The sequence below is a fragment of the Zwartia lucis genome, assembly GCF_965234455.1.
Lineage (GTDB): Bacteria > Pseudomonadota > Gammaproteobacteria > Burkholderiales > Burkholderiaceae_B > Zwartia > Zwartia lucis.
Genome location: NZ_OZ248474.1, coordinates 594387 through 617837, shown reverse-complemented (window position 1 = coordinate 617837; position 23451 = coordinate 594387). Strand labels below are relative to the sequence as shown.

Sequence of the window (23451 nt, the reverse complement as noted above, 5' to 3'; positions counted from 1 at the left end):
CACTACTCTTGTTTTGAGCGTTTACATGACTTCGTATATGTTCAACGTTTAAAAGTTTTGAACTGAAGTGCTAAACGCGTCAAAGTAAATAACCTGTGTACTCCATAGATTAGCAACAGCAGAGATATTGGAGTTGTAGATGCCGAGCTTTAAAGTAGTGTAAGCATCGAGGTTTGGCAGAGTTACGCGTGCCTCATTAATGATGAGCTTGTCGTTTGCGTATGCTTGAAAAAAGCCATCGCCCGAGTTTGAAGACTTGATAACGTACTTTAACTTTATCCATTTATCAAAAGGACTGCTGTCAACGCTGACTTTAGCGTTGGGTACCCACGTGAAGTCTCGATGCGTTTGAATGAAAAGCGTCCCACTACTGTCAATCAAAAGGAAGGCTAAAGCTCCGTAACCATTACTGCCTAGGCTTGGACAGGCACTCGGTTCGCACTGCCAGTTTATTTGCGTCAAAACTGTCAAGGGTGCAAAGCCGGCCTCATTCCATGGTGGCTGAAAATTTGATTGTGCTGGAATATACACATAGTATTCATAAGTGATGATTTGGCCTGCTGTTGAACCAGTTGCCCGTTGGCGAATTTCAAATCTGCTACGGTCTGTGGTGCAGTCTGACACGACCGTTGAGTCTGACACTGACAGATAAGTTTGAGAAGAATCGCAGTCCCCCGGTCTCAGTTCAATGCGTACAGATTTGGTGCCAGAAACGGTTGGTTGACCACCTGCCTGATCAACGACCAGACAACCCCAAGAGGTTGTTCCTGTGCTTGGCTGAAAAGTAATACTTCCGAAAGCATCCGAATCGGCGAAGCTACTTGCGCATGAAGTTCCGACTGGCGTCGATAAACTAACTGAAGGTATTTTTGCCGTTGTGTTTGATGAACTGCTATCGCTTTTGCCTCCGCCCCCATCTCCACAAGCAGTTAGTAAAATAAGTAGCAGAAAACTTAGAAAATTTGGCAGGACAACTTTCATCGAATGACCACTTATAAAAAATTGCTACGTTATCGTTTATTGCTATGTTAACGTTGCTAACGATCTTACATCATTGTTTAATATATTCAAAAGTATCGGACCGCCAACAGGTGACGTTCGCTGAGTTCGGCGTAAAAACAAGGTGACAAGGCCAACTAGCCCAAGTTGACCGAAATTAGGCCAGCTTCAGGCCCCAGGGCTACCGCTTGGTTTACAAAGCGATAAACCCACGAAAGAACGCTGTTACACCTTACCAATCTTGACGCTTGCCACCTACCCACGTTTGTAATACCTTGATGTCTGCGACTTGCTCGACAGGCGTAGCGCGTGGATTCTTTTCTAACACCACAAAGTCAGCAAGCTTACCCACCTCTAAGCTTACAATTTTGTCATTGGACTTTAATTGATACGCCGCGTCAATTGCTACCGCACGAATCGCGTCGTCAACTGAAATCCGCTCGTTTGGATCCAAGACCTTTCGTTGTGACGGACTCTGCCAGACGCGCGAGACGCCTTGGGTGATGTACTTCAGTGGGCCGTAAGGGGAAGCAGGCGAATCGCTGTGATAAGCGAAGCGTTCGCCCTCCCGCTTGAGTGAAACAGAGGGGTCAATACACTCCGCACGAGCGGCGCCCAAAATATGATCATTAAAGGGCTGCCCCCAATAGAGGACATGGCCAATCGTAAAGCCTGGCACCGCGCCTAGTTGTTTTGCTTTGACCACTTGCTCTGGAGTCGTCACGGTAAAGTACTCAATGCGTAGCCGACGAGATTCAGGGTGAGGAAGGCGTTCAACAGAATTGTCTTGTTTTTACTAACCATAGATAACCAACTGTTGTAGTCAAATCAACCATTCAATACAAGTAATGAGGCGTTCAGGCTAAGCAAGCGGCTAATCTTAGAGGAATACCCGATTCACTTGTAAAATTTTTACTGACAAATCAAACATAATCCGCGACGGTGAACATAGAGCACTCTACTTAATTAAGAAGAAAGTAAGCTGCGTTCTCACTGACGGCGGTCAATATTTCAACTGCACCATCAGCGAGAACGTGCTGGCGCTGTCAGAGTAAAATAAGAAAATCCACACTGGCAAGTGCAACAGACGCCACAAAGATGTAAAACTTAAAGCTAGCCAGTCATTAAATATTCACGCACAACTACTCATGACAAGTTATCGCCATACGATTGGTCAACACAACTATGTCTTTAAAGATTTAAAAGATCTTATGGCAAAAGCATCGCCAGCGAGATCTGGCGACTCCCTTGCAGGATTAGGTGCCGTCAATGCCCAAGAGCGAGTTGCCGCACAAATGTCCTTAGCAGACGTGCCACTCAAAGCCTTTCTGAATGATGTAGTGATTCCGTATGAGTGCGATGAAATAACGAGACTCATTATTGATAGTCATGATGCGCAAGCCTTTAAAGTAGTGTCACATCTGACTGTTGGAGATTTTAGAAACTGGTTGCTAAGTGATGAGTCAGATGCAACTGCTTTACATGCTTTGTCAAAAGGACTGACTCCAGAAATGGTAGCCGCAGTATCTAAGATAATGCGTATACAAGATCTCGTGATCGTCAGCAAGAAATGTGAGGTCGTGAGTAAGTTTAGAAGTACCATTGGCCTACGTGGTCGACTAGCAACCCGACTCCAGCCGAATCATCCAACTGATGATGCAATAGGCATCGCAGCGAGTATTGTGGATGGACTTCTCAACGGCGCAGGCGACGCAGTGATTGGCATTAATCCAGCATCAGATAATGTGGCTCAAGTCACTCTGCTGATTAAAATGCTAGATGAAATCATTCAACAGTATCAGATACCAACCCAATCCTGTGTATTGACACATGTCACCAACACAATAATGGCCATCGAATCTGGTGCGCCCGTTGATCTTGTCTTTCAATCAATAGCCGGCACTGAAGCAGCGAACCGGAGCTTTGGCATAGACTTAAGCTTATTGTCAGAGGCGCGTGCTGCCGCCCTCTCCTTAAATCGCGGCACAGTTGGCAACAATGTCATGTATTTTGAAACGGGACAAGGTAGCGCCTTGTCTGCACGAGCAAACTTTGGCGTAGATCAGCAAACCTGCGAAGCTCGAGCCTATGCGGTTGCCCGCCACTTTGACCCGCTACTCGTGAATTCTGTTGTTGGGTTTATTGGGCCAGAGTACCTATACGATAGCAAGCAAATTATTAGAGCGGGTTTAGAAGATCACTTTTGTGGCAAAGTGCTTGGTCTACCGATGGGTTGTGATGTCTGCTATACCAATCATGCTGAAGCAGATCAAGATGACATGGACTTGTTGTTAACGATGCTTGGCGTCGCAGGATGCAACTTCATCATGGGTGTGCCAGGTGCTGACGATATCATGCTGAACTATCAAACGACATCATTCCATGATGCCCTATATGCTCGACGTGTACTCGGTCTAAAGCCTGCTCCAGAGTTTGAAAGATGGTTGCAAAACATGGGAATCATCACTGATCACGACATCATGACACTCAGCCATGAATTGCCAAATAATTTTGCGAAAGCTTTACAGCGGCTATGAAGAATTCTTCTGATATCGCTTCTTTTAGCATTACTGAAAATCCTTGGGCTGCATTAAAAAAATTTACATCCGCGCGCATCGCCCTAGGTCGATCCGGAATTAGTCTACCGACACATGAGCAATTAAAATTTCAACTTGCTCACGCGCAAGCGCGAGACGCGGTTCATTACCAACTAGATGTATTAAAACTGTGTTCTGATCTACAACAAACGTTTGCGTCAATCAATCCCAAGTGTATGACCTTGCACAGTGCTGCGATTGACCGAGAAACCTATTTGAAAAGGCCTGACTATGGCCGCAGGCTTAATCCAGTTTCAAGAGAGCTTCTCTTGGACTGCCCAACAGATACCAACCGATCGCTCAATGCTTTTGACTACGATATTGCGTTTGTCGTCGTGGATGGATTGTCTGCCCTCGCAATTGAAGCGAATGCATCGCGTTTTCTAAAAATAGCTTGCGCAGACCTGCAGTCGGAGAATTTTAGAATTGCCCCTTTTTGCATCGTTGAGCAAGGACGCGTAGCCATCGGTGATGAAATTGGTGAACTGTTGCGTGCAAAGCTGGTTGTTGTCCTGATTGGTGAAAGACCAGGACTCAGTTCGCCAGACAGTATGGGTATCTACCTAACATGGCACCCTAAAGTAGGTCTAACGGATGAAAGCCGAAATTGCATATCAAATATCCGCAACGGTGGACTGAGTGATGCTGACGCTTCCATCAAATTACGATACTTAGTCACTGAGGCTCATAAGCGCATGCTGAGTGGAGTGGCCCTAAAAGATGAGACAAGCCCCACAGAAATCTTGAGCTCCTTAAATAGCTTCTTGATTGAGTAGCATGACTTGTTTTAGTTAATCATCCGTCTCATCATGTCACCGTGCACAATCATTCGACTGATGACGGCGAAGGTAAAGTGATCTAGACTTTTAAGGACTTGACTGACTGACTCCGGTGCAATCGCCAATGGCATATTGGCAGCGGGTTTCCACTGGCTCACTATGTTTGTCGCACATTCATGCATCTTGATCGCTTCGCGTACGAGTAAGCCCTGCCGCTCTAGCGGCTCAACCGCAAGCCAAAACGCTGCCAGAAAACTAGGCCAATACGACAAGTGTCGGTAAAGACTCGGTTCAGCGGGACTCGACATCGACTCGCCAAACGTATTCAATATTTTGACAAGCTTGGCGACCTCTGCGGTCATCTCCGCAGGTGCAGGCAGAGGACGAGCAGCCTTGATGATCGTCTCTTTATTAATTTCGCGTTGCGCAAAGGGATCGATCTGCGCCAAAGGTTGAGCGACGTCGAGGTCATCTTGACTGAGTGTGGATGATTGAGCGCTCAAACTCGCATACAAATACGACAAAATGAGCAGCGCGCGCGAGTTGGCGTGACCGTAGTCCTCTAACAGCAACACAATCTCGCTTTTATCTTGAGGACTCAAGCCGAGCGCCGCACGCACGGAGTCGGGCCAGGGAGACAAACGATCAACTAAGGTTGATTGCAGTCGTATTGTTCGGGCAGACTCATTCAGGACTTTACTTGAGTAGAGAGGTTTAGCCAAAGACCATGTCATCTCAAGTCCATCCGGAATGGTGGCCAGATGCCTCCAGATCAAGTTCACAAAGGGCACACCCAAGGTGACTTTGATATCGGCAAAAATTGCGGCCACGCTCGGGGCGGCATCTTTCTCAGCAATCGTAGAGATGGTGTCAAGGTGATACGAGGTCGTGGATCGCTTCGTCATGGAGTCCTGTCATATTAAGAGCGAGAAAATGAGACCTCAACTACATTGATAGGCTGAGAGAAACTAATGTCCACCACCCATTTTCTTATGCTCAAAGCGACTCAGGATTCTCACCAGTGGCCACAACAATAACAGATAGAAAATCGCTGCCAAGACAATCGGCGAAGGGTTATAGAACAACGATTGCGCATCGCGCGCAACGCGCAACAACTCAGGCATGGCGACAGCACTGGCCAAGGTTGTGAGCTTGATGACCTCAATCGTATTGCTAATGAGATCAGGCATCACGTTTCGTGTTGCTTGAGGGATCTGAATATGGATCAAGGTTTGCGTCGCAGAGAGTCCCGTCGAGCGCGCCGCTTCGATTTGTCCGTTGGGAACACTTTCAAGACCTGCCCTGAAAATCTCACCGTAATAAGACGAATTATTCAACATAAAGCCAATCACAATCGCCAGCAACTTGGGGAGTTCCCACCCGAGGAACGGTGTGCCGTAATAGATAAAAATCAACAGCACCAGTGGAGGCAAAGCTCTGAACACATCGATGTAGATCGCCAAGAGTGCGCGGGCCCAGCGATTTTTAAGCGTAATCGACAATACGCCGACAAGAAGTCCCGCCGCCAAACCAAAGGGGATCACAAGCGCAGACAATAAGAGCGTATTGAGCAAGCCCTTTAGCAAGAAGGGTGCGACCTCGATGTAAATCTGAATATTGAAAAAATTTTTAAGTATCTCGTCCATGGCGCTCTCTATTGCTTCCAGCGAAAACGCGTTTCGGTCCAGCGTCCAAGAAGAACAACTGGGATGAAAATCACGAGGCAACCAATCGCACCCAGCATCAGGGGCGTCGCATTGCCGGAGTTACTCATGGCGGATTGCGAGTTATTTAATACTTCGCTCAACCCGACCACCGAACCCAACGCTGTACTTTTCGTGATGGCGATCACGCGATTGGTCAAGGGTGCAACGGTTAAACGAACAGCCTGCGGCAATACGACATACAACATGCTTTGCAGCCAACTTAGACCAGTTGAGCGCGCGGCTTCTGATTGACCTTTCGGAACAGAAACAATACCCGCCCAGCAAATTTCCTCGACGAAAGCAGCCAGCACGAGAGAAAGCGCCAGCCATGTGGCGGTGAAGGCCGACATCGAAATTTGTATATAGGGAAAAGCAAAAAACAACATCATGATGACGACAAGTGGCGGCAAGGCGCGCATGATGTCGGCAAAACAAATAATAAAAAAATTGACCGGCTTGAGTTGCAGAGCGCGCAGCACCGCAAGCCCCATACCCACGACAAGTCCCGTGATTGCAACCACCAAGCCTAGCTCGATTGTCATCATCATGCCCTTGAGAATATCAGGCAGATATTCCCAGGCAATCTCAAGATTGAAAAAAGAGAAAACGAGTGCTTTTAAATCCATGTCTTGTCACTCACCCATTTTTAAGCGGCATGCTCGCTCATGCGAGCCAAAAACGCCTGGGTGCGCGGGTGTGAAGGTGTGCCAAATATTTGTTGTGGCGTGCCTTGTTCGACGATTTTTCCTACATCCATAAATACAACATGATCCGCGGCGGCGCGGGCAAATCCCATTTCATGGCTGACAACAAGCATTGTCATGCCGTCCTCTTTGAGTTCGCGCATCACTTTGAGCACATCGCCCACGAGTTCGGGGTCGAGCGCACTGGTCGGCTCGTCAAATAAAACAACCTTCGGACGAAGCGCGAGTGAGCGGGCGATGCCGACGCGTTGTTGCTGACCGCCCGACAACTGATCAGGAAAGGCTGAGGCTTTTTCCAACAAACCCACACGTTTGAGTGCCTCGAGTCCGCGCGTATTGGCCTCCTCTTTGGAAAGTTTCTGAACCTTGCGTAAAGCGAGAGTCACGTTATTCAGCACGGACATATGGCGGTACAAATTGAAATGCTGAAACACCATGCCAATATTTTGCCGAATGCGGTTGAGATCTGCACCGACAGCAGTGATGTCCTCTTGATCGACCAAGATGGATCCTGAACTCGGTTCCTCAAGTCTGTTACAGCAGCGTAGCAGCGTACTCTTGCCCGACCCGGATGGCCCGATCATAAAAACCAACTGTCCCTTCATGACATCCAAATCAATGCCTTTAAGTACTTCATTGTCACCAAAGGATTTATGAAGACCTGTGATTTTCAGGATCGGGGTTTGCATGAGCTATCCAGTCGGGCAAGTTTTACTAAATGATTAGCACTTCAAATTAACGGGAGTTGGATCGTAGCCAGGCATGTTGGGCACACCTTGACCAACACCCACGGTAATTGCTGCCGAACCCGGTTGTGGCGTGAAGCCAAACCATTTTTGGGCAAGCTTACCAACCGTACCGTCTTGCTTCAAGCACTTGAGGGCGTTAGAAATACGATCACGACCCTCTTTGTCATCCAGTCGAAATGCCAACGACCACACCAGTCCTGTCGGGAGCACATAGGTCATTTTGACCGCTTGGTTTTGCTTGGCAGACCAAGCGCCAACAGTGTTACCCGTCATGTTTGCATAAGCGCGTCCTGACTGCACTGCTTGCAGCGCATCCGCGTTGGTGGCGTAAACGTCATATTTAAAACCGTATTTAGCGGCATTATCTTTTGCCCAGTTCTCGTAAGCCGAACCTTTGTTCAAGGCGATTGTTTGGCCTTTCAAGTCCTCGAGTGACTTCATGTCAGGCGTTTTCTTGAGCTGGACAAAGGCGAAGTCTGTATTCAGATAGCCTTCGGAGAAAAGCAAGGCTTTGGCACGGGCTTCGGTGACGGTCGTAGGCGCCAACACAAAGTCATATTTCTTGGCATTCAAGCCAGGGATGAGCGCAGAAAACTCGGTCCCGTCGATTGTAATTTTCGTACCCAACTGTTTAGCCAAGGCATGACCGAGCTCGACGTTAAATCCGTCAATGCCACCACCCAACTTAGGCATCGCATGTGGCGCAAAGGTTGCGTCAACACCTGTGGCCAAAGGCTTGTTTGCCCAAGCAGCCGAGGCGCAGGTTGCGCTGATTGCTATGGCAAGTCCAAAATGTACTGCGCGCTTCGACAAAGCAGTAAAACTAGTCATCATCAGTCCTTTTTAGAGCAGTGGAGGTTTACCCAAAGCAGCGCCTGGACCGACTCGTTCTGTGATGAGCGTGTAGTGTTCAGGACGTCGATGGGCGGCAAAATTAAAGATGTGCTGCTTGAAGGTGTCCCCAAGTGCAAGGTCAGCTTGACAGAAAATGACCTCGTCATCTTCGCCTTGTGCTTGGGCAACAATTTCTCCGGTAGGCGCCACAATAGCGGATCCGGCGAAAAGGTGAAACCCATCTTCTATGCCTGCTTTGCCTGCTGCAGCGACCCAGACACAGTTTTGGTAGGCGGCTGCCTGAAGCGACAAGAGATGGTGAAACATTCTTAAATGAGGTGGTTCATTCCAATGAATATTTTGGGAGGGTGTGTTGTACCCAACAGCCACGATTTCAGCGTTTTGGAGAGCCAGTACGCGCCATGCTTCGCCCCAGCGACGATCGTTGCACAGAAGCATGCCGATACGCGAATCCATTACTTCCCAGACATTAAAGCCTTCGTTCCCGACCTCGAAATATTTTTTCTCAAGGTGCTGAAAAGGTGCGTGCGATTTGTTGTCGCTATGACCTGGCAAATGAATCTTTCGGTAACGCCCAACGATTTCTGCCTGCTGGTTCACGAGGATCGATGTATTGAAACATTTGCCCTCTTTGGATACTTCGGCATAGCCAAGATAAAAACCAATACTGAGTTTTTTGGCTGTATCAAATAAAATTTGAGTATCCTGACTCGGCATCGTTTTTTCAAAATAGCGATCGACAGCCTCTTGCTCGGTCATCCAGTAACGCGGAAAAAATGTGGTCAAGGCCAGCTCTGGAAAGACCACCATTTTCGCGCCACGACTCGCCGCTTCTTTCATCATCTCCAGCAAACGGGAAACCGCCTGTTTTCGTGTATCTTGAGGCTGAATAGGGCCCAACTGGGCAACGGCTAAACCAAAGGAACGTTTGCTCATGATTAGTGTTTCTCCGAGGGATCAACGGAAAAATATTTACGCATGACTGAGTTTGGGTTTCCGTTCAAACGCTGTCGCAAGACGGGCTCAGGTGTCGAACGCTTGATAAACTGACCAGAGCCACGCGCGACCTTGAGTTCGCCGTCAGACACCACCAAACGTCCACGACTGAATACCTGCTCGGGCCAGCCTGTGATTTTTTTCCCTTCGTAGGGTGTATAGCCCACGTTATCGTGCAGCATGCTCGTCGATATTGTGACGGCTTTCTCAGGATTCCAAATCGCCAAGTCTGCATCACTGCCAACGGCGATCGCGCCCTTTTGTGGATACATGCCATACGTACGAGCATGGTTGGTGGCCGTAACCGCCACAAAGCGCTCGATTGTCATACGACCTTTTAAAACACCCTCTGAAAACAGCAAGGGCATACGGACCTCGAGTCCTGGCACACCATTGGCCATGTCTTTAAAGGTTGTGGCGTCGCCTTTGGGTAATTTGCCAGATTCATCAAAGCGATAGGGCGCATGATCGGAGGAAAACATTTGCAAGGTTCCATTGATCAAACCTTGCCAGACCGCCTCTTGGGAGGCTTCGTCACCGGGTGGGGGACTACAACAAAACTTTGCGCCTTCGAGGCCTGGCAGGTCAATGTCTTTGGCGGTCAGAAAGAGGTATTGCGGGCAACTCTCGGCGTGGATTGGCAACCCAAGCGCTTGTGATGCGTGAATGACGCGCACCGCCTCCTGGCCGGCAACGTGGACAATCAGCAAAGGCACATCGACGAGACGCGCGAGTGCGACCGCGCGATTTGTGGCTTCGCTCTCGGCGAGGCTGGTGTGGGCCACTGCGTGGTATTTGGGCGCAGTCAGACCACGATCGACCAAGCGACGTGCGATCCAGCGGATCATATCGTTGTTTTCCGCATGCACCATGACGAGTGCACCTTCTTTGCTCGCACACTCCAGCACATCGAGAACCTGATAGTCATCAAGTTTCATCCGATCATAGGTCATGTAAATTTTGAACGAGGTCACACCGTTTTTAATGACTTCAGGCAAATGCTGTTCAAGCGCTTCGGGTGTAGGGTCTGCCAAAATTAAATGGAACCCATAGTCAATGACTGCTTTTTCCGCAGCGCGCTTAGCGTAATCCGCGACGACCTCGGGAATTTTGTCGCCACGATGCTGCGCAGCGAAGGGAACGATCGTGGTCGTACCGCCAAACGCTGCGGAGACGGTTGCGCTGTAAAAGTCATCCGCGCACATCATCCCCATGCCTGAGAGCTGCTCGACGTGACAATGGCTGTCAATCCCGCCTGGCAGCACCCAACGTCCAGCCGCATCAAAATCCTGTTTACCTGGTGACAAACTGTTTGCGATGGCTGTGATAATGCCATCCTTGATACCGATGTCAGCGTAATAGGTTTCGTTGGCGGTGCAAATGCGACCGTTGCGAATCGTCACGTCGAATGTTGTGCCTGTATTCATCTTTTTGTCTCCGTTCTCAAGCTTTGATTGCTTGACGTCCTCTGGCTGTGACCGACAGGCCAACCCGAGCAATCGTGGCCTCGAGTTCTTTGACTGTCAACGCATCAATTTTCATACCGGGTGCGCGGATCGCACGGCTCTTGATCGCACCACGTTGCTGATAGACATGCTTGCGTAAGGCCAGTCCAAGTTTGGGCTGAAACTCGTAACGAATCAGTGGGCAGTAGCGGTCAAACACCTCTGCGGCACCTGCATGATCACCTGCGGCAAAACGGTTGTAAATTTCTACGAGTACTTCTGGGTAGGCAAAGCCCGTCATGGTGCCTACAGCACCACGTTGCAGTTCTTCTAAAAAGAACATACCGCCCAAGCCACCAAAGATCTTCATGGCCTCGTCACCCGCCAACTCGCGGATACGACTTATTTTGGGTCCGACGGGCGGCTCTTCCATCTTGATCATATGAACGCCCCCTTCCTTGCCCAGTCGAGCGACAACCTCGGGGCGGATTTCGGTACCGAAAGAGTCAGGGAAGTCATGAATCACGACAGGGATTTTGATCGCATCGGCGATCGCTTTGTAATAGTCAAACAAGAGTGCGTCACCCGCGTTATCCAAAGGCGCGGCGAATACCGCTTCGGCACCCGCGTCTTGAGCCTCTTGGGCTTGCTCGATCGCACCCGTGATACCGTGGGCACGCACACCGACCCACACAGGGACACGCCCTTTTGTATGTTTGACAAAGGTTTCTGTGACCAGACGGCGCTCGGCATTGGAGAGCTTGTGCAATTCACCCAGAAAACCCAAGATTGCCAAACCTGTCACCCCGGTGTCGAGCAAGAAATCGACCAGACTCTTGATACTTTCGGTATCAACCCTGAGTGAGTCATCAAAGGGAGTCGGACAAATTGTGAACACACCTTGGGCGTTGAGCGGGGCTGGCATTGCATCTCCGTAGAAAATAATTGGCACACCAAATCGAGTGCCTTCTCACTAATGCTATCTTTCTTGCTTTAGAACATCACATGTTTTTTTATCACTCATCCATAACATGTTGTTATGGATGAAACTCAAGGTTTTTTACTTTTCCCGCATCGCAAAACCTTGTGCTTTAACGGTATCACGTAGAACACGCGCAAAGTCTTGGGCAAGCTGTGAAAGCGGCTCGAAGCGAGACTGAACGAGATTGATGGCGAGTGTTTTCGTGTGCGCAATGGGACGCACGACAAAATCTCCGGCCGCGCTGTGAGCTGAAAATTCATCCACAATGGCAATGCCGCCGCCTGCCTTGACGATCGTACAGGCATTGTGCGGCGAGCTCACCTCGATTGCGACGCGCCGCACATGCCCCGCTTCCTGAAACATCTGCTCGACGAGTGTGCCAAAGGGCGTTTCACTCCGATAAGACACCAGAGGGTAAGGCAGCAAGTCTTCTATCGTTAGCATCGACCGACTCGCCAGAGGATGGCTATAAGGAAAAATCACGACCAAATTCCCTTGGCCTATAGGCTCGGAAGAAAGGTTGGGATGCTGTGAGGGCAAAATAACTGCGCCTAAATCAGCACGCCGCTCAAGCAACATTTGTGTGAGAGGCACAACAGTTAGGGGTTGAAAAGTGACTTTGACTTCGGGGTGCGTCTGATGAAAGGCCGTGATCGCCATAGGTATCAGCATATGGCCAATACTGGGACTCGACACTAAATGCAAAATGCCGCTACGCTTTTCCGAGAGCTCATTGGCGAGCTCCTCGACTCGGCGAACACCGTCATAGACGGCTTCGACCTCTTTGAATAATTGACGCGCCTCAGGTGTCGGGTAAAGGCGCCCTTTGACGCGCTCGAACAAACCAAATCCTAATCGCTGTTCAGTATGTGACAGTAGACGACTGACCGCCGGCTGAGAAACATACAAAAGCTTCGCCGCCCCGCTGATGGAACCAGCGGTCATCACTGCGCGAAACACTTCTATTTGCCTCAGATTCAACTGCATGGGTCCGAGCCCCTCAAAAAGATGTCTTCAAACCATAACACTATGTTAATGCTTGTACATAAAATGACAATGTTAAACATGCTTGGGCGCTGCTAGACTCGTAAAAAAGGAGAGATCCGTGCCAAAAACCATATTCGTCATTAATCCGAACTCAACACAAGCCGTCACAGACGCTTTTGACGAAGCGCTCAACGTTTTGCGTATTCCGGGTGGACCCGCTATCGAGTCCCTTACGCTTGCTGAGGGTCCTCCTGGTATTCAGTCCCAAATGGATGTAGAAAACGTCACGTTACCGTTGGTCAAGCTTGTGAAGGACCTCGATGCCAAGCATGGTGATGCCGCAGGCGCGTATGTTGTGGCGTGTTTTAGCGATCCTGGCTTACATGCTGTGAGAGAAGCCACTTCTAAACCTGTCCTGGGGATTAGTGAGTGTGGCATTTTGACTGCCCTCACGCGAGGTCACCGCGTAGGGGTGATTGCGATTCTGCGCACTTCTATTCCGCGTCATGGTCGTATGTTTGGCGCAATGGGACTGACAGAACGCGTTGTAGCAGAAGTCCCTTTGGGGATGAACGTAACAGATCTAGTGGATACAGATCGTACGCGCGCGGGACTGCTGCGCGCCGGTCAACAACTGCGGGATACGCATCTGATTGATGTCGTGGTACTTGGCTGCGCCGGTATGGCGGCCCATCGAGCCTGGCTTGAACAACAACTGGGCCTGCCTGTCGTTGAACCGACTCAGGCCGCAACAGCGATGGCAATCGGTCGAACACTTTTAGGCTGGTGAGATCAACACCATGCAGGATCCTATGAAGCAAAAGGAATTCACCTCTCGACTGCAGCATGTGGTCGGTGAAGAGGGTGTGATTTTGAATCCTGCAGACCAAGAATTCTATGTCAACGACTGGTTAGGCAAGTCTCACGGTCGCACGGTCGCAGTCGTGCGGCCTCGCAATACAGGTGAAGTATCAGCCATTATGCGCCTCTGTCACCAATCGCAAACACCCGTCGTCCCTCAAGGTGGCAATACGGGCATGAGTGGAGGCGCAACCCCAGACATGAGTGGTGCGCAGGTTGTCCTCTCTCTGAATCGTATGAAACGTATTCATGAAGTGGACCCCGTCAACAACACACTGACTGCAGATGCGGGTGCTGTTCTCGCTGACATTCAACAGGCCGCGCGAGCAGTCGGTCGCTATTTCCCACTGAGCCTGGGCGCGGAAGGCAGCTGCACGATTGGAGGAAACCTCGCCACGAATGCTGGGGGTACAGGCGTCTTGCGTTACGGCAACACTCGCGACCTGACCCTGGGTTTAGAGGTCGTCTTACCTGACGGGCGAATCTGGAATGGACTGCGCGGACTGCGCAAAGACAACACTGGCTACGATTTAAAAGATCTGTTTATCGGCTCCGAAGGCTCGCTCGGAATCATTACCGGGGTCGTATTGAAACTTTTCGCGGCTCCAGCTGGTCGCGTCTCTGCCTGGGTCGGTGCACAAGAGTTATCCAGTGTTATCACACTCTTGAACCGGTTACAGTCTGCCTGTGGGCCGCGCCTAAGCGCCTTTGAAATGATGTCCCAACCAAGCTTGGCACTTGTGACACAGCACCTCGACGCACATGTCTCCCCGCTTGATCAAACCTATCCTTACTACGCTCTCATTGAACTTGCAGATACGAATATGAGTGGCTTACAGGACATGCTGCAGGAGGCGTTGAGCTGCGCGATCGATGATCGGCTGATCGATGACTGTATCGTCGCGATGAATGAAGCGCAAAGCGTTTCCTTGTGGCGGCTGCGTGAAGGCATTTCGATGGCTCAAGTGAAAGCAGGCAAAGCAGTCAAACATGACATTGCTCTGCCGATCTCGAGCTTGGCAACCTTTGTCAAAGAAGCGGATCAGCTCGTCCGCAATGGCTTTCCTGAATTTCCCATTATTAATTTTGGTCACATCGGTGACGGAAACTTGCACTACAACGTGTTGGTGCCGTTAGATATTTCAGCGTCATCCTACAAAGAAACAACCGCTGAATTGAACAAGCAGATTCATGACCTTGTCACGCAATTCAACGGTAGCATCAGCGCAGAACATGGCGTGGGGACCTTGCGTCGTGATGAATTGAAACGCTACAAATCAAGCGTTGAGATGGAGCTCATGAATGCGATTAAGCGCGCGATCGATCCGAATCAGATCATGAATCCCGGTAAATTACTTTAATTTAAAACTACACTTTTGCGCCTAAACAAGCATTTATCAGGAGACATAAAATGACCCCCGAGCAAAAATTGAAACACCTCGGCTTAGTGCTGCCGACTGTACCGACTCCCATCGCAAACTTCGTGATGTGGAGGCAGACCGGCTCACTTTTATATCTGTCAGGTCAAGGTCCGCGCAAAGCAGACGGCAGTACTGTCGTGGGACGGTTAGGCCTGAATCATTCAGTAGAAGACGGTTACAAGGATGCCAGACAAATTGGCCTGCAGATTTTGGCGACGATTCGTCAGGCCGTGGGCTCACTCGACCGTGTCGAAGCTGTAATTAAATTATTAGGAATGGTCAATGCCGAACCCAGTTTTGGTGATCATCCTAAAGTCATTAACGGCTGCTCAGACTTGCTGGTTGAAGTGCTAGGCGATGCTGGCAAACACGCAAGATCTGCGGTCGGCATGGGCTCTTTGCCAGGTGGAATGTCCGTGGAGATCGAAGCCATTATTCAGATTAAGAATGTCTGAATCGTGTCGGCATTGTGCCGACACTCAGCGCTCGACAAAGGCGCGCTCGAAAACATAATCTCCCTGAACACCCGCGCTCGGTGAGACACTGAAGCCAGCTGCGTCAAGCATTTCCGCCGTTTCCTTTAGCATCGCAGGGCTGCCGCAAATCATGGCACGATCCGTTGCGCAGGAAAGTGGCGGTTCGCCGATATCTTCAAACAATTTTCCAGATTGAATCGCCTGCGTCAAACGACCTGTATGTTTGAATGCTTCGCGAGTCACAGTCGGGTAATAAATCAATTGCTCACGCACCAAATCACCGAGATACTCATTCGCAGGCAACTCTTGACGGATAAAGTCAGAATAAGCCAGTTCATTTACAGTGCGTACGCCATGAATTAAAACTACCTTTTCGAAACGCTCGTACGTTTCAGGATCTTGAATAATGCTGATAAAAGGAGCAAGTCCTGTACCGGTAGCTAATAAAAATAACCGCTTGCCTGGAGTTAAATCATCCAAAACGAGCGTGCCTACAGACTTTTGCCCGATTAGAAGCTTATCGCCGGCGTTGATATGCTGTAGTCGGGACGTGAGTGGGCCATTTTCGACTTTAATCGAAAAAAACTCGAGATATTCAGCATGATTAGGACTCGCAATGCTGTAGGCGCGCATAAGCGGCTTTCCATCGACCTCTAGACCAATCATGACGAAGTGACCATTTCGAAAGCGTAGGCCAGGGTCGCGTGTTGTTTTGAATGAAAACAAAGTTTCATTCCAGTGTTTCACATCCAAAATAGTGACTTCATTTTGCTTTGCCATAACCACCGCCTCCGGGCAAGGCGAGCTCAAGCGTATCGCCTTCTAACATATCAACAACACTCTTTGGATTACTGACAGGTTGTCCATTTAAAAGAACATGACCAACCTTGCCTGGCTCGCCTCCATAAATACCTTTCGCGGGCACACGTGTACGGTCAGTGAGTAACGACACTCTCAGTCGACCCGGCCATTTTGAAGTAAACGATACGGTTTGACCCATTCCTCCTCGATGAATACCTTGCCCGCCTGATCCATCTGTCAGCCTTTTTTGACCGAACACAATCGGCGCAAGCGTCTCAGCCACTTCGATTGGTGTATTAGAAATATTTGCAGGAAAGCCAGCGGCAGGAGGCCCATCCCGATCCCGCATCGCACCCATTCCACCGTTAAAGAACAGAATGGTCGAGAAAGAAGTCCCTTTTTCCACATCGACACCTCTGAGCAAAACAGACCATAAAGGTGTTCCGCTATCAGCCTGTACGCGTTCAGGAAATACCGAGGACATAGCCTCAAAGACAGCGGCCTGAAGCTGATGTCCGATTAAATGCCTCGCACCAACGGCTGCAGGTGGACGCGCATTGACAATTGTTCCTTCCGGGGCGATGACCTTGAACAAACGCGTGAAACCATCGTTATTTGGAAGTCCGGGAGAAAGAAGACATTTAAAGGGAAAAATCGTATAGGCATAAGTATGGTTAAACGTTTCGTTAATTCCATAGCGAATCTGCCCGGTACTACCGCTGTAGTCAACGGTGATACCTTCAGGCGTCACAGTGATAGTGGCCTGAATGCTGACCTGCTCGTCAAAACCATCTGAGTCGACGCTACCTTTGTATATGCCGGGCGGAATCAGTTTTAACTCTCTAAGCGCGGCATCATTCGACGCTTTGAAAATCGCAGCAGCGATATCATCAATATGCGTGAGTCCATACTCCTCAAGCATTTCAATCAAACGACGTTCTGCCACACCTAGTGCACCGACTTGAGCCTCTATATCTCCTCGAACTTGTTGCGGCAAACGTACATTGGCCTCAAGCATTTGCATCACAAGCGGATTTAAATGACCCGCCTCGGCAAGTTTAATCACCGGAAAACGTATCCCTTCCTCATAAACCTCATTCGCATCTGCAGACCATTGTCGTCCACCTATATCAGAAAGATGCGCGACTGCAATCGCAAAAGCAATCAATTTTCCATGGAGGAAAATCGGTGAAGCCATTGTTGCATCAGGTAAATGACCCGTACCTATCCAAGGGTCATTGGTGAACAGAATGTCACCGGGTCGAAGTGTCTCTTTTGGAAAGACTTTGAGCATACCTTGAAGCGACAATGGAGCCGTTCCAATAAATCCAGGGATACTCAGTGAGGACTGTGCAACAAGACGCGCCTCAGTATCTAACAACACGCATGCAAAATCGTTTGACTCGCGCACAACCGTTGAAAAAGAAGTGCGCTTGAGGGCTGCGCCAGCTTCATCTGTAATGGCGATGAGTCGGTTCCAGTAAATTTCTAGATCAATAGGATTCATCATCCATATCCTGTCTTAAGGTATTATTTCTTTGTGCGTGTACCGATGACAACTCGAATATTTCCGAACGCATCTAGGCTAAATTGATCACCAGGACCCACGACAACGGTGGAACCCGCTTGCTCAATCAGAGCGGGCCCTTGTAATGTCTGACCTACCATCAGTGCAGACTCAGCAATAACAGGAGTATCGACAAAAGCATTGATATCTGGAAAATAAGCTTGTCGTTTCTTTTCTTGCTGCTTTTCAATTGATGCTGCTTGCTGACCATCCACAGTGGGGGGTGATGAAATATCCGCGAAACCTTCGACTCGCCAATTAATCACCTCGAGTTTTTGTCTTTCAAGATGGCGGCCAAAGAGTGCTGCGTATGCAAGATTGAAGCGTTGCTCGAGAGCGTCCCTTTCGCTTTCCCGCATGATGGTCGGTAATTCGGTCTCAACTTCAAACCCCTGACCGACATAGCGAATATCAGCCGTACGGCGAAAACGGATTGAATCTCTCGGCACATCGGCAGATGAAAGCTGATCAGATAAAGTCTGCTCCATCTCTTTGAGTAGCTCTTCAGTCTGCGACCAATCTATCGTGTCTAACCGTGTAAATCGGGTACGTACAGTATCCACTTTCATTGGCGCGACCAACAAACCAATCGCTGAAAAAACACCCGCGTTTGCTGGTATGAATATTTCCTGACACCTGATGCGTCTAGCGACCTCTCGCGCATGAATAGGTCCCGCACCACCAAAGGCCAACAAGGTGTAGCGACGAACATCCTGACCTTTTTCAACAGCGTGAATTTTCGCGGCAGTCGCCATGTGCTCGCACACAATCCGATGGATACCATTTGCCGCCTCGATCACTGAAATACCCAGCGGGTTGGCAATATGCGTCAGCATCGCCTTTTCAGCAAGATCCAAACGCAAACGCACCGAACCACTTAGGCTACCCTGTGGATCCAGATACCCCATGATCAATGCCGCATCGGTCACTGTTGGGAACGCTCCACCAAGTCCGTACGCCGCCGGTCCGGGATTGGAGCCCGCACTTTCCGGACCTACCTTGAGCAATCCATTCGAATCGATGTGGGCGATACTGCCCCCACCTGCTCCAATCTCGATCAGATCCACTGTCGGTAAGCGTACGGGCAGACCGCTTCCTTTTTTAAAACGCTGCTGCCTCGCCGCCTCGAAATCTGTTGTCACAGAGGGCTTTCCATTTGCAATCAGACAGGCTTTAGCTGTAGTTCCACCCATATCAAACGCCAAGACATCAGCAACACTTGCGCGCTGAGCAGCATGGGCGGCACCCAGGGCACCAGCGGCAGGACCAGACTCAAGCATCCGAATCGGCATACGCTCTCCGAGGTCTCTGGAGATCACTCCGCCATTGGATTGCATGATCCTCAGTGTCGCCTGAATACCTAAAGCTCTCAAACCATTTTCAATGGTACTCAAGTAACTTCCCACCATCGGCATCACATAGGCATTTAGCACGGTTGCGACTGTACGCTCATATTCTCGTAATTCGCCTAGCACCTCGCATGACAGAGAAACAGGCATATCAGGCGCAATACGTCCTACGATCGACTTGACCTGTTGTTCATGAGATGGATTTGTAAAACTGTGCATCAAACAAACAGCGATCGTTTTTGCACCTCTAGCAATCAATAAGCGAACCGCTTGTTCGATATTTTCATCTGTTGGGTGTTTGAGAACGGCTCCCGATGCATCGAGCCTTTCATCAATCTCAACCCGCAAATCCCTAGAGACGACAGGATCTGGACCAGGCGTTGTCAAATCATAAAGATCAAAGCGAAGCTCACGCCCGATTTCTATGACATCTCTGAATCCGAGCGTCGTAATTAAGCCCGTCACAGCACCTTTTCGCTCAATGACCAAGTTAGTCACTGCAGTCGTGGCACCCACTACAACTTCACTTATTTGAGAAATTGATACATGATGCTCTTCAAGCATCTGTCTAAGCCCAGCTGCGATGGGCGCGACAACATTATCGTGATCACTTAGCACTTTAGTGGTGAAAACGATCCCATTTGAACCTAGCAACACGCAATCCGTAAATGTGCCGCCTATGTCAAAAGCAAATCTATACTGAATCTCTTTTTGATCGTGCTTCATTAAATTCTCATCAACGAACTTTTGCCAATTTGATTCCTCGATCAAAATTCTTTTCAAACTTTCCAGCCTCAAACACCTCCTCTGGTATTTGGTAAAACTTTTGGGTGACGCGTTGTAGCTCTGTCGTCGTATGCATACTCGTTGAGTCGAACGGGCATGTCTGTGTGCACATTTCACATCCGATACAGTTATCGCTGAGTGCCATCACACCATCCGGACCCTGCGCTAACGCATCGTAAAAACATGTCTGAATACAGATCGTGCATGTTGGATTTTTACAAGTTTCTTCCTTAATCTCACTATGCATACGCGGCTTTTTGAATTGATCACCATAATCTTTCACTGCAGCGCGTGAAGCGATACCTGTCATCGATGCGATGTCGGGGTATCCGTGCTTATCCATAAACTCTTCAAGTCCTGAAATAATGCTTGGAAGATGTTTGATTCCTTTGAGCATCAAGACTGATCCAACTTGCACCAATGGCGCACCCGTCATAATGAACTCAACGACATCCTTATGGTCATAGATGCCATTGGATCCTGTGATCGGCATGCCTAACTCGGTATAAATGCGATTAACCCATCTTAGCGATAACGGTTTTGCCCAAACGCCGCCAATGCCCGCAGGCCCGCCAAGCCGCGGCAAACCCGTTTCGATATCCACTGAAAAGCCAGTGTAGCGATTAGTCGCTGTCACGGCTGAGGCACCAGCATCTCGCACGGCTCTAGCAATATCCATCACTTTAGATTGATCTGGCGTTAATTTGATCACCACGGGTATGTTGACGGCCTCACAAACACGCGCAGTCACTTCGGCCGCGACAGCCGCATCTTGTCCGATCATTGACCCGCCATGCACACCAGGCATCATCGAAGGGTGGGGACAGCCAAAATTGAGCTCAACCATCGGCAGTCCACAATCCTCAATCGTCCTACTGATATCGATCCAACTCTGAACGGTTTTACCGCCAGCACTACCAATTAAATGTGAACCTTGATCTTTTGCGTATTCATTCAGCTCCTTAAGGTAAGGCACCCACTCACGAAAACCAGTACTGGAGTAGCCCGACCTGCTATAGAACACGAAATTTTTATTGACTTTGCCTTTGATCACTTCGTTCTTTTCATTCAGGATTGCGTATTTAGAATTCTGAGTGAGCCTTGCCATATCTTCGATATCGGTCAAGGTCTTGACAATCATTCCCGCCGCACCAGCATCGACGCATTCTCGAATGACTTCCGGGCTATTCGTCGTCTCGATCGAAGCAATCACGATCGGAGATTTAAATTTAATTCCACAAAACTCTAGTGATAAGTCAGCCACGGTAACGCTCCTTTCAATCGACAGATATGGAGAAAGAATACATTGTTTGCATGCTAATTAATAGTGTAAATATGATTTTTTTTGCTCGTTCATACAAAAACAGCAAATCGTTAGAGCGTCAGGCTAAACCTTGCGTTTTCCTTTGTTTCTTGCTGTTCTAGAGTCGTTTGGTTTAGCAGAGAGAAACGCCTCTCCATTCGGACGCAGCGAAGTTCGGCTGCTTTCGTTATTTTCCTCTACGAGGCGCGATAACAATCCCATGAAAATTTTTCGCTCTTCGGCAGATAATGGACTGAGGAGTTGGATTTGACAATCTTTCATTGCGGATTCGTGCTGCTTGACTAGCGCGATCCCTTTTGATGTTGCAACGCACAGTTTTCGGCGGCGATTTTCTTCATCAACGATCCGAGTGATCAGTTTGCGAGCCTCTAGTCGCTTGAGTATGCCTGCGACATTCGCCCGATCGAGTCCTAACTCTTCACCAATTGTGAATTGATCAATGTTGGGACGTGTTGCCAAGATACTCAGCAACCCGTACTGAATCGGCGTCATGCTTCCGTCCGCGACTTTGTCTAGAAACATCGCGACATGGATCTGGTGCAAGCGACGCACCAAGTATCCTGGACGATCCCAGATTGTGTATCCCTCCTGTATTTTCAAGGGTTTTTCACTAGCGACCTTTAATTTGCTTACGCGCTTTTTAGGGATCTCAGATATATTTCCCGCCGGATACTTCTCTTTTGCGATCATCTGCCCAATGCCTCCAATAAGCCTGATTAGGGAAAGTACCAGATTTTATGATTCCTTAATTCCTATTCTTACCTCACGTATAGGAAAAACTAGAGGATGTGAGTCGTTTTTTTTATCCCTCCATTGTTAGCCTACTAATTAATTTTGTTGATTTTTTGGGAGTGTGTCAGTATGCTCAAAAAACGATAGTAAGAAATGCGATAGTTTGCGCTTGATACCTCATACAAATCTGTAGTTTGTTTGATATTCGTCTCTCACTAAGGAGCAGCTCATGCAACGACGTAAATTTCTCACCGGCGCCGCAACACTTTCAGGCGTTGGTCTCTCCACAATCGCTGCTCCTGCAGTTGCTCAGTCTGCTCCCACTGTAAAGTGGCGGATGTCAACGAGCTGGCCAAAAAGTCTAGACACTATTTACGGATCGGCGGACGAGCTTTGCAGAAGAGTATCAACGTTGACCGATGGAAAGTTTGACATCAGAACGTTTCCAGGTGGTGAAATCGTTCCCGTCCCTCAAAACATGGATGCTGTTGGAAATGGAACCGTCGAGTGCAATCATGTACTGAGCACTTTTTATGTTGGTAAAAATACCGCTCTGGCTTTTGATACAGGACTTTCTTTCGGTATGAACTCGCGTCAACATAACGCGTGGTTACTTTATGGCGGAGGCATGACTGCACTGCGGAAACTGTATTCAAAGTATGGGATTATGAACTTCACATGCGGAAACGTGGGCGTTCAAATGGGCGGCTGGTTTAGAAAGGAAATTAAAACCGTCGCGGATCTCAAGGGACTCAAAATGCGAATCGGCGGGATCGGTGGCATGGTGATGAGTAAACTTGGCGTCGTTCCACAACAAATTCCGGCAGGGGATATTTATTCTGCGCTTGAAAAAGGCACCATGGATGCCTCCGAATGGATCGGACCTTATGACGATGAAAAACTTGGCCTCAATAAGGTCGCTCCTTTCTATTATGCGCCCGGTTGGTGGGAAGGTAGCGCCTCCATCACTACAATGGTCAACCAGAAAGCATACGAATCCTTACCTCCGCTTTATAAGGCTGCATTTGATGTTGCCTGTAACGAGCAAAACTTGAAAATGCTCGCTCACTATGATGCAGTCAACCCTGGCGCCTTACGCAAGCTGATCGCCGCAGGTGCTCAATTGCGTTACTTCCCCCGGGACGTGATGGATGCAAGCTATAACGCATCTCAAGAACTCTGGACTGAACTTACTCAGAAAAACCCTGACTTCGCTGAGATTTTTCCTGATTGGAAAAAATTCCAACAAGAAGAGGCCAGCTGGTTCAGAATCGCTGAAAGCTCGTTGGACAACTATACCTTCGCCGCTGTAACGCGTCGCTAATCAACGGCTCG

The 23451-nt window shown here is 49.0% G+C and carries 21 protein-coding genes and 1 pseudogene; 6 read left to right on the top strand and 16 right to left on the bottom strand.

The genetic code is table 11. From position 1 onward, the window contains the following. Positions 1-48 precede the first annotated feature (48 nt). Both AC8GE9_RS13755 and AC8GE9_RS13750 read right to left on the bottom strand, forming a co-directional pair. Positions 49-981 carry a heparin lyase I family protein gene (locus tag AC8GE9_RS13755; protein ID WP_506677705.1) on the bottom strand — a complete coding sequence of 311 codons (933 nt, stop codon included), beginning with the start codon at positions 979-981 and terminating at the stop codon, positions 49-51. A 250-nt stretch (positions 982-1231) separates the two neighbouring features. Next, positions 1232-1741 (bottom strand): annotated as a pseudogene (locus AC8GE9_RS13750) (amidohydrolase family protein); the annotation flags it as partial. A gap of 406 nt (positions 1742-2147) precedes the next feature. Between AC8GE9_RS13750 and AC8GE9_RS13745 the strand changes: the two are divergent. Together AC8GE9_RS13745 and eutC are read left to right on the top strand one after the other, a co-directional pair. After that, the gene (locus tag AC8GE9_RS13745; RefSeq protein WP_506677704.1) at positions 2148-3536 is read left to right on the top strand and encodes an ethanolamine ammonia-lyase subunit EutB; all 1389 of its coding nucleotides are present in this window, start codon (positions 2148-2150) and stop codon (positions 3534-3536) included. Beyond that, a complete protein-coding gene (gene eutC, locus AC8GE9_RS13740) occupies positions 3533-4372 on the top strand; it encodes an ethanolamine ammonia-lyase subunit EutC (RefSeq protein ID WP_506677703.1) in 840 nt (279 codons plus the stop codon). Before AC8GE9_RS13745 ends, eutC begins: the two co-directional genes overlap by 4 nt. Before the next feature lie 11 nt (positions 4373-4383). On the opposite strand, the gene AC8GE9_RS13735 is transcribed toward eutC, so the two are convergent. The 9 genes from AC8GE9_RS13735 to AC8GE9_RS13695 all read right to left on the bottom strand — a co-directional run bounded on the left by AC8GE9_RS13735 (position 4384) and on the right by AC8GE9_RS13695 (position 12799). Then, on the bottom strand, positions 4384-5280 hold the full coding sequence (locus tag AC8GE9_RS13735; protein ID WP_506677702.1) for a hypothetical protein: 897 nt from the start codon (positions 5278-5280) through the stop codon (positions 4384-4386). 63 nt (positions 5281-5343) lie between these two features. Then, positions 5344-6021, bottom strand: a complete 678-nt coding sequence (locus AC8GE9_RS13730; RefSeq protein ID WP_506677701.1) for an amino acid ABC transporter permease — start codon at positions 6019-6021, stop codon at positions 5344-5346. A gap of 8 nt (positions 6022-6029) precedes the next feature. Next, positions 6030-6707 (bottom strand): amino acid ABC transporter permease, encoded by a 678-nt coding sequence (locus tag AC8GE9_RS13725; protein ID WP_506677700.1) that lies wholly within the window; start codon positions 6705-6707, stop codon positions 6030-6032. A gap of 20 nt (positions 6708-6727) precedes the next feature. After that, positions 6728-7474, bottom strand: a complete 747-nt coding sequence (locus AC8GE9_RS13720) for an amino acid ABC transporter ATP-binding protein (protein WP_506677699.1) — start codon at positions 7472-7474, stop codon at positions 6728-6730. A gap of 33 nt (positions 7475-7507) precedes the next feature. Beyond that, complete coding sequence (locus tag AC8GE9_RS13715) at positions 7508-8365, bottom strand: transporter substrate-binding domain-containing protein (RefSeq protein ID WP_506677698.1); 858 nt, start codon at positions 8363-8365, stop codon at positions 7508-7510. A gap of 12 nt (positions 8366-8377) precedes the next feature. Next, positions 8378-9325: an N-carbamoyl-D-amino-acid hydrolase gene (locus AC8GE9_RS13710; protein ID WP_506677697.1), complete on the bottom strand. Its 948-nt coding sequence runs from the start codon at positions 9323-9325 to the stop codon at positions 8378-8380. A 2-nt stretch (positions 9326-9327) separates the two neighbouring features. After that, the gene (gene hydA / locus AC8GE9_RS13705) at positions 9328-10812 is read right to left on the bottom strand and encodes a dihydropyrimidinase (RefSeq protein ID WP_506677696.1); all 1485 of its coding nucleotides are present in this window, start codon (positions 10810-10812) and stop codon (positions 9328-9330) included. Between the two features lie 16 nt (positions 10813-10828). Next, positions 10829-11755: a dihydrodipicolinate synthase family protein gene (locus tag AC8GE9_RS13700; protein WP_506677695.1), complete on the bottom strand. Its 927-nt coding sequence runs from the start codon at positions 11753-11755 to the stop codon at positions 10829-10831. Between the two features lie 135 nt (positions 11756-11890). After that, positions 11891-12799: a LysR substrate-binding domain-containing protein gene (locus tag AC8GE9_RS13695; protein ID WP_506677694.1), complete on the bottom strand. Its 909-nt coding sequence runs from the start codon at positions 12797-12799 to the stop codon at positions 11891-11893. 118 nt (positions 12800-12917) lie between these two features. Between AC8GE9_RS13695 and AC8GE9_RS13690 the strand changes: the two genes are divergently transcribed. From AC8GE9_RS13690 to AC8GE9_RS13680, 3 genes are read left to right on the top strand one after another with little or no spacing between them, the layout of a single operon-like run. Beyond that, positions 12918-13589: an aspartate/glutamate racemase family protein gene (locus AC8GE9_RS13690; protein WP_506677693.1), complete on the top strand. Its 672-nt coding sequence runs from the start codon at positions 12918-12920 to the stop codon at positions 13587-13589. A 22-nt stretch (positions 13590-13611) separates the two neighbouring features. After that, positions 13612-15021, top strand: coding sequence for an FAD-binding oxidoreductase (locus tag AC8GE9_RS13685; RefSeq protein WP_506677692.1), 1410 nt, complete (start codon positions 13612-13614; stop codon positions 15019-15021). A 50-nt stretch (positions 15022-15071) separates the two neighbouring features. After that, complete coding sequence (locus AC8GE9_RS13680) at positions 15072-15536, top strand: RidA family protein (protein WP_506677691.1); 465 nt, start codon at positions 15072-15074, stop codon at positions 15534-15536. Positions 15537-15560: 24 nt separating this feature from the next. Here AC8GE9_RS13680 and AC8GE9_RS13675 read toward each other — a convergent pair whose 3' ends face one another. The 5 genes from AC8GE9_RS13675 to AC8GE9_RS13655 form a co-directional block, all read right to left on the bottom strand. Beyond that, positions 15561-16337, bottom strand: a complete 777-nt coding sequence (locus AC8GE9_RS13675) for a ferredoxin--NADP reductase (protein WP_506677690.1) — start codon at positions 16335-16337, stop codon at positions 15561-15563. Next, the gene (locus tag AC8GE9_RS13670; protein WP_506677689.1) at positions 16321-17868 is read right to left on the bottom strand and encodes a hydantoinase B/oxoprolinase family protein; all 1548 of its coding nucleotides are present in this window, start codon (positions 17866-17868) and stop codon (positions 16321-16323) included. The genes AC8GE9_RS13675 and AC8GE9_RS13670 overlap by 17 nt, the downstream gene beginning before the upstream one ends. A gap of 20 nt (positions 17869-17888) precedes the next feature. Then, positions 17889-20000: a hydantoinase/oxoprolinase family protein gene (locus AC8GE9_RS13665; RefSeq protein ID WP_506677688.1), complete on the bottom strand. Its 2112-nt coding sequence runs from the start codon at positions 19998-20000 to the stop codon at positions 17889-17891. Positions 20001-20010: 10 nt separating this feature from the next. Next, on the bottom strand, positions 20011-21324 hold the full coding sequence (locus tag AC8GE9_RS13660) for a tRNA-dihydrouridine synthase (protein ID WP_506677687.1): 1314 nt from the start codon (positions 21322-21324) through the stop codon (positions 20011-20013). A 123-nt stretch (positions 21325-21447) separates the two neighbouring features. Beyond that, positions 21448-21936, bottom strand: a complete 489-nt coding sequence (locus AC8GE9_RS13655) for a MarR family winged helix-turn-helix transcriptional regulator (protein ID WP_506677686.1) — start codon at positions 21934-21936, stop codon at positions 21448-21450. Positions 21937-22345: 409 nt separating this feature from the next. Here AC8GE9_RS13655 and AC8GE9_RS13650 point away from each other — a divergent pair, with 409 nt between their 5' ends. Further along, positions 22346-23440: a TRAP transporter substrate-binding protein gene (locus AC8GE9_RS13650; protein WP_506677685.1), complete on the top strand. Its 1095-nt coding sequence runs from the start codon at positions 22346-22348 to the stop codon at positions 23438-23440. Positions 23441-23451 lie beyond the last annotated feature (11 nt).

Excerpts from the sequence above, each read along its gene's own strand:
- AC8GE9_RS13755 (WP_506677705.1), bottom strand. The coding sequence starts at position 981 with ATGAAAGTTGTCCTGCCAAATTTTCTAAGTTTTCTGCTACTTATTTTA.
- AC8GE9_RS13745 (WP_506677704.1), top strand. The coding sequence starts at position 2,148 with ATGACAAGTTATCGCCATACGATTGGTCAACACAACTATGTCTTTAAA.
- eutC (WP_506677703.1), top strand. The coding sequence starts at position 3,533 with ATGAAGAATTCTTCTGATATCGCTTCTTTTAGCATTACTGAAAATCCT.
- AC8GE9_RS13735 (WP_506677702.1), bottom strand. The coding sequence starts at position 5,280 with ATGACGAAGCGATCCACGACCTCGTATCACCTTGACACCATCTCTACG.
- AC8GE9_RS13730 (WP_506677701.1), bottom strand. The coding sequence starts at position 6,021 with ATGGACGAGATACTTAAAAATTTTTTCAATATTCAGATTTACATCGAG.
- AC8GE9_RS13725 (WP_506677700.1), bottom strand. The coding sequence starts at position 6,707 with ATGGATTTAAAAGCACTCGTTTTCTCTTTTTTCAATCTTGAGATTGCC.
- AC8GE9_RS13720 (WP_506677699.1), bottom strand. The coding sequence starts at position 7,474 with ATGCAAACCCCGATCCTGAAAATCACAGGTCTTCATAAATCCTTTGGT.
- AC8GE9_RS13715 (WP_506677698.1), bottom strand. The coding sequence starts at position 8,365 with ATGACTAGTTTTACTGCTTTGTCGAAGCGCGCAGTACATTTTGGACTT.
- AC8GE9_RS13710 (WP_506677697.1), bottom strand. The coding sequence starts at position 9,325 with ATGAGCAAACGTTCCTTTGGTTTAGCCGTTGCCCAGTTGGGCCCTATT.
- hydA (WP_506677696.1), bottom strand. The coding sequence starts at position 10,812 with ATGAATACAGGCACAACATTCGACGTGACGATTCGCAACGGTCGCATT.
- AC8GE9_RS13700 (WP_506677695.1), bottom strand. The coding sequence starts at position 11,755 with ATGCCAGCCCCGCTCAACGCCCAAGGTGTGTTCACAATTTGTCCGACT.
- AC8GE9_RS13695 (WP_506677694.1), bottom strand. The coding sequence starts at position 12,799 with ATGCAGTTGAATCTGAGGCAAATAGAAGTGTTTCGCGCAGTGATGACC.
- AC8GE9_RS13685 (WP_506677692.1), top strand. The coding sequence starts at position 13,612 with ATGAAGCAAAAGGAATTCACCTCTCGACTGCAGCATGTGGTCGGTGAA.
- AC8GE9_RS13680 (WP_506677691.1), top strand. The coding sequence starts at position 15,072 with ATGACCCCCGAGCAAAAATTGAAACACCTCGGCTTAGTGCTGCCGACT.
- AC8GE9_RS13675 (WP_506677690.1), bottom strand. The coding sequence starts at position 16,337 with ATGGCAAAGCAAAATGAAGTCACTATTTTGGATGTGAAACACTGGAAT.
- AC8GE9_RS13670 (WP_506677689.1), bottom strand. The coding sequence starts at position 17,868 with ATGATGAATCCTATTGATCTAGAAATTTACTGGAACCGACTCATCGCC.
- AC8GE9_RS13665 (WP_506677688.1), bottom strand. The coding sequence starts at position 20,000 with ATGAAGCACGATCAAAAAGAGATTCAGTATAGATTTGCTTTTGACATA.
- AC8GE9_RS13650 (WP_506677685.1), top strand. The coding sequence starts at position 22,346 with ATGCAACGACGTAAATTTCTCACCGGCGCCGCAACACTTTCAGGCGTT.